This is a genomic window from Brevundimonas sp. (assembly GCF_018608325.1).
Classification (GTDB): Bacteria; Pseudomonadota; Alphaproteobacteria; order Caulobacterales; family Caulobacteraceae; genus Brevundimonas.
Genome location: NZ_JABAZW010000090.1, coordinates 1 through 3,190 on the forward strand (window position 1 = coordinate 1; position 3,190 = coordinate 3,190).

Below are 3,190 nucleotides of genomic sequence, written 5' to 3' on the forward strand. Positions count from 1 at the left end.
CGCCGCCTGCGCCGCCGCCCGGCCCGACCATCATGGCCAGCCCCTTGTCGCCGCCGCAGGCCGGTCAGCCCGAACGCCGCCGTTCACGCATCGCCGCGCCTTTCTGAGGATCGCGCCAGCATCGCCTCGATGTCGGCGATCAGGCCGGGGCCCGTCGGCGTCCAGTTCAGCTGGCGGCGGGTGATCTCGCTGGAGGCTGACATCTCCTTGCCCGCAAAGGCGGCCAGATGGCCGAGCCGTTTCGCCGCCTCATCGGGCGACAGCGAGAGGACGGGCAGGCTCAAACCCCGACCCACAGCCTCTGCTATCTGGCGGAAGAGCAGGGCGTTTTCAGCCGTCGCATGATAGCGGGCGCCGATCTGTCCCTTCTCCAGCGCCAGCCGGTAGAGCCGCGCCGCATCCGTGACATGGGCCGCCGACCAGTTGTTCAACCCGTCACCGACATAGGCCGAGACGCCCGTGCGCTGCGCCAGGGCGACGACGTCGGACACCAACCCCTGTTTGACCGTGTCGTGGATCTGCGAAAGGCGCACGACGCGGACATCCACCCCGGCCTGCAGCGTCTGCTCGCCCGCCAGTTCCGAGGCTACACGCGGATTGGGTGAGGCGGGGTTGAACTGATCTTCACGGGCCGGGCGGTCGGGCGTCGTCATGCCCATCGGCGTCGCGGAGGTGATGAGCAGCGGGCGGTCGGAGCCCTTCAGCGCCTCGCCCAGGGCCGTGATCACACGGGCGTCCTTGCGGCAGTTCTCGACGAAGCGCGAGAAGTCATGGTCGAAGGCGGTGTGGATCACCCCGTCGCATTGCTCGACGCCGCGCCTCAGGCTGTCCAGATCGGTGATGTCGCCCCTGTGGGGCTGGCCGCCCGCCGCCCGCAGTATGACTTCACCCGCTTCGGACCGTGTCAGGCCCAGCACCTGATGGCCGTTCTGAAGCAGTTCCTGCGCGACGGCTGAACCGATGAAACCGGTCGCGCCGGTCAGGAAGATACGCATGAATTTGCACTCCGATATTGTCGGAGGTTCAGGAACACTCCAATCTGATCCTGTTAAAGTCGTGACATTATCCTATTATAATAACTGACTGGACCGCATGACCGATACGACCGGAAGTCTTCTGGGCGCCTATCTGCGCGATCGACGGGCGCGGATTGATCCGGCCGCGCTGGGTCTGCCCGTGGGGCGGCGCCGCACGCCGGGACTGCGCCGCGAAGAGGTGGCCCAGCGCGCCAACATCAGCCCCACCTGGTACGCTTGGCTGGAGCAGGGGCGCGGCGGGGCGCCGTCCGCCGATGTGTTGAACCGGATTGCGACCGGCCTGATGCTGACGGAGGTTGAGCGCGAGCACCTGTTCATGCTGGGACTGGGGCGTCCGCCAGAGGTCCGATATCGCGCGCCGCAGGGCGTCACGCCCCGGCTGCAGCGTCTGCTGGATGCCTTCGAGGTCAGCCCGGCCTTCATCAAGACCGCCGCCTGGGATGTGGTGGCCTGGAACCGCGCCGCGGCCGCTGTCCTGACGGATTACGGGGCCTTGGAGCCGCGTCAGCGCAATATCCTGAAACTGATCTTCGGCCCGTCGCGCGACCGTATGGCGGCGGAGGATTGGACGGACATGGCGCGGTTTGTGGTTGCGGCCTTCCGCGCCGATACGGCCCGCGCAGGCGCCGTGTCCGAGGCCGCCGATCTGGTCGCTGAACTGTGCGCCTCAAGCCCCGAGTTCGAGGCCATGTGGCGCGACAACGAGGTCCGCGTCCATGGCGAGGGCGCCAAACGGATGAACCATCCGCTGGTCGGGCAAATCGCGCTGGAGTTCTCCAGCTTCGCCGTCGACGCCCGCCCGGACCTGGGGCTGGTCGTCTATAATCCGCTCACGCCGCAGGATGCCGAGCTGGTGCGGATGCTGTGCGGTCAGGCTTGCCATTCGGGCGGGCGCGCGCTGTAGAGACTGGGGATGCGCCAAGCCATCCTGATCATTGATGTTCAACCCAGTTTCTCGCCGCCCGAACCGCTGGTGCGCGAGATCACGGCGCTGGCTGCGGCCATGCCCTCGGCTGCGACGGTCGAACGGCACGATGAGGCGGTCACCCCGTTCGAGGCGCAGTTGGGATGGAAGCCGGGGCTGAATGACGACAGTCTGGTTCCGGCTGACAAGGTCTTCGTCAAGCACGGCTATCTGCCGCCGCCCGAACTGATCACGCACCTGAAGTCGCTGGAGGTCGAGCGGGTGCTGGTCTGCGGCATTCAGGCGGACACCTGCGTGCTGGGGGCGGGCTATTGCCTGTTCGATGCGGGCCTCAGACCGACGCTGCTGTCATGGCTGACGGTCGGATCGTCGCTTGATCGTTCCGGCGAACTGGGCGCGCGGCTGTGGGCGCACCATTTCGGGCCTGTGTTGCGTTCGCCGCAGGAACTGGGTCTGGGCTGAACCCCGTCAGAGCGGGATCAGTTGCCGAGTTGCGGCCTCGCGCACGGCTTCGGTCAGGTCGGCGATCAGGCGGCTGGACAGGCGCGGCCGCCGCCAGAACAGGGGAACGTCGACGCAGGTGTCCGGGGCCAGATCAATCAGTTCGCCCCGCGCGATCAGCGGCGCGGCGAGAGGCTCCGGCGTCATCGACCAGGCCAGTCCCGCCAGCGTCAGGTCCAGAAACCCCTGTGTCGAGGGCGCCTGATGGGTCGGTGCGGCGATGGCGGCGCCGAACCTCTGCACCATCCAGCGGTCTTGGAGCGCGTCGCGCGGATCAAAGCGCAGCACTGGCGCAAGGGGCAACGCGGCCTCTGTCACGCCGTGCGGGAAGTGACGGGCGCAATAGGCCGGGCTGGCCGTGGCGCGGTAACGCAGGGCGCCCAGTGGCGTGGTGCGGCAGCCCTGAATGGCTTTTCCGGTCGTGGTGACGGCGGCCAGCACCTGACCCGTCCGCAGGCGTTCGGTGTGGGCCTCATCATCCAGGATCAGGTCCAGCGTGGCCGCGCCCGCCGCCGCGAACCGGACCGCCGCCGCCGGGAACCAAGTGGCCAGACTGTCGGCGTTCAGGGCGATGCGCAGGCTGGGCGGGCGGGTGTCGAGCCTGTCGTCCCAGCCCGGTTCGTCGGCCAGCAGTTCATGCTCCAGCAGGGCGACCTGATCGAAATGGGCGCACAGCCGCGCGCCCGGATCCGTCGTCGTGCAGGGCGATCCGCGCACGATCAGGGGC

Annotated in this window: 4 protein-coding genes; 2 read left to right on the forward strand and 2 right to left on the reverse strand. The window is 68.1% G+C overall.

Annotated features, from left to right (window positions below; genetic code table 11):
- Window positions 1–83 precede the first annotated feature (83 nt).
- On the reverse strand, window positions 84–995 hold the full coding sequence (locus QZ281_RS08935) for an SDR family oxidoreductase (RefSeq protein WP_292227344.1): 912 nt from the start codon (window positions 993–995) through the stop codon (window positions 84–86).
- Window positions 996–1,092: 97 nt separating this feature from the next.
- Here QZ281_RS08935 and QZ281_RS08940 point away from each other — a divergent pair, with 97 nt between their 5' ends.
- Complete coding sequence (locus QZ281_RS08940; RefSeq protein WP_292227346.1) at window positions 1,093–1,941, forward strand: helix-turn-helix transcriptional regulator; 849 nt, start codon at window positions 1,093–1,095, stop codon at window positions 1,939–1,941.
- 9 nt (window positions 1,942–1,950) lie between these two features.
- Window positions 1,951–2,424 (forward strand): cysteine hydrolase family protein, encoded by a 474-nt coding sequence (locus tag QZ281_RS08945; protein ID WP_292227348.1) that lies wholly within the window; start codon window positions 1,951–1,953, stop codon window positions 2,422–2,424.
- A 6-nt stretch (window positions 2,425–2,430) separates the two neighbouring features.
- On the opposite strand, the gene QZ281_RS08950 is transcribed toward QZ281_RS08945, so the two are convergent.
- A partial coding sequence (locus tag QZ281_RS08950; RefSeq protein WP_292227350.1) for an ArgP/LysG family DNA-binding transcriptional regulator occupies window positions 2,431–3,190 on the reverse strand: 760 nt, incomplete at its 5' end.